The 2072-nt window shown below is 42.6% G+C and carries 4 protein-coding genes; 1 reads left to right on the top strand and 3 read right to left on the bottom strand.

Annotated elements, in window-relative coordinates; translation table 11 throughout:
- From EOJ37_RS13935 to EOJ37_RS13925, 3 genes are all read right to left on the bottom strand, one after another.
- A partial coding sequence (locus EOJ37_RS13935) for an IS5 family transposase (protein ID WP_127960478.1) occupies positions 1-334 on the bottom strand: 334 nt, incomplete at its 3' end.
- Positions 335-384: 50 nt separating this feature from the next.
- On the bottom strand, positions 385-942 hold the full coding sequence (locus EOJ37_RS13930; protein WP_127960477.1) for a GNAT family N-acetyltransferase: 558 nt from the start codon (positions 940-942) through the stop codon (positions 385-387).
- An 11-nt stretch (positions 943-953) separates the two neighbouring features.
- Complete coding sequence (locus EOJ37_RS13925; protein ID WP_127960476.1) at positions 954-1763, bottom strand: sulfite exporter TauE/SafE family protein; 810 nt, start codon at positions 1761-1763, stop codon at positions 954-956.
- Positions 1764-1870: 107 nt separating this feature from the next.
- Here EOJ37_RS13925 and EOJ37_RS13920 point away from each other — a divergent pair.
- A partial coding sequence (locus EOJ37_RS13920) for a transposase (RefSeq protein ID WP_155522511.1) occupies positions 1871-2072 on the top strand: 202 nt, incomplete at its 3' end.

Genomic DNA, 2072 nt, shown 5'->3' with positions numbered 1-2072 from the left:
CCGCTTTTAATGCCCTGATATTGCTGCCATCCAGTGCTATAGCATCCCAATCGATGAGTTTGTTCTCATCCAAAATCTGGAGTAATTTATTGAAAATACTATTTATTACTCCAGATTTTGACCACCGATTAAAGCGGTTGTAAATCGTTTTCCAATTGCCATACCTTTCAGGAAGATCTCGCCAGGGAGCACCAGAGCAAAGCACCCAAAAGATCCCGTTCATTACAGGCCTATGTTCAAGGTAGGGTCGACCGCCTCTTACACGATTACGTTCAGGCGGCAACAGGGGGGCAATGAGCGCCCAAGCCTCATCAGGGACATCATAACGAGCCAAATTCAAAAGCCTCTTCTCGACTAAATATCGCTAAATTGTACAAAAAATAGTTACGGGACACACCCTAACATCTGATAGTGATTACTGTTAAACTGAAACTGGCCAACATCTACAAACCCGGCGCGAATATGAAAAGCATATGATCTCGGATTGACCCTATTAACAAATGTCACCGCCAAAGGGAAGCATTCTGCAAATAACCGTCGCTGATACTCCAATAATTTTTCACCAATGCCCTTACTACGATACTCCTCTGCAATACAGATTGGACCATATTGATAGGACGTTTGTTTGCTGAGACATTCTCCCTGGAAAAAGTAATCTCCCAACACACCCTGCATATAATCGAACATTGGCCATGGTTTTAAAAAATCCCATGATGCACCAATGAGTACACCAACAACAACGCCACTTGAAGTATCAATCGCAATAGTTACACCTTGTTCCTGGTGAGTGAGCGCCTGTAACTCAGCAATTGTCATGTCAGTAGTAACAAATCCGTTACTACGCGACTCACCAATAAGATTTTTAGAGTGGTAACGCTCAAGCAACTCCTTAACCTGAGGAATATCTTGCTCAGTTGCACATTTAATCTTAATGCCTTGCATTGTCGGCCTCCTTAACTACCCGAAAAATACTTAACCAATAAGGTAACCATCATAGCTCCTACTGATATATAGAGCACTTTCTTGATGATTTCTCCGTTGGTTTTAATTGCATGTAAACTACCCATGTGATTTCCTATGAGACTAGCGATTATCATAGGTATACCTATTATCCAAGCCATTTGACCGGCTATTGCAAAGGCGACGAAAGCACCAATATTTGAAGAGAAGTTAAAAATCTTACTGGTCGCTGAAGCTTCTAGTAAACAGAAACGATTAACGACTGCTAAGGCAATAATAAACAAACTGCCTGTACCTGGACCAAAAAAACCATCGTAAAAACCAACAACAAAACATACAGTAAAGATTGCGATTGGATTAGTTGTAGGTGGCTGATCTGTTTCTTTCAGATGGCTTTTTAATGTCGCTGCTACTAAACCAATCGGTAGCAGAGCAACAATCACCAATGACAGTGTTTCAACGGGTACAAGCAAAATGACACGAGCGCCAACATATGCTCCTACCAACGCAGATATTAAGCCCGCAGGCACGACCTTCCAGATCACTGAGCGATTTTTGACAAAATTCTTTATCGCCGCAACTGTACCTATAGTACTAACGAGTTTTTCCTGCCCTAATGCCAACTGCGGAGGCAACCCTGTAAGCATAAAAGCAGGAATAAGGATTAATCCAGCACCACCCGCTATAGCATCGATATACCCAGCTACAAACGATGCCACCACCAGTAGAAGCACGCCAAGCAGTAAATATTGAGCAATTAAGCTCCCCTCAACAAAGACTGAACTATCAATAAAATTAAACATAACTTGTCTGTACCGTTCTTAAATGATATTGGCAAATTTCAGGATTAAGAGCCCATCTCAATAGGAATTACTGTATAATACATCATGACCATTTCTGAGGGTGAATTATGGCAAATAGCAAGTGGCAGATTAGCGATGAACTGTGGGAAAAGATGGCGCCACTGATCCCGGAGCATAAAACCCAGCATCCGTTGGGAACGCATCGCAAACGTGTCGATAATCGTGCCGCCATGAACGCCATTTTCTTCGTTCTGCGCACAGGGTGCCAATGGAATGCGCTCAATGCGACAGGAATATGCTCCTCCAGTT

The sequence above is a fragment of the Serratia microhaemolytica genome (genome assembly GCF_004011885.1).
Taxonomy (GTDB): Bacteria; Pseudomonadota; Gammaproteobacteria; order Enterobacterales; family Enterobacteriaceae; genus Serratia_G; species Serratia_G microhaemolytica.
This window is presented reverse-complemented; position numbering and strand designations above follow the sequence as displayed.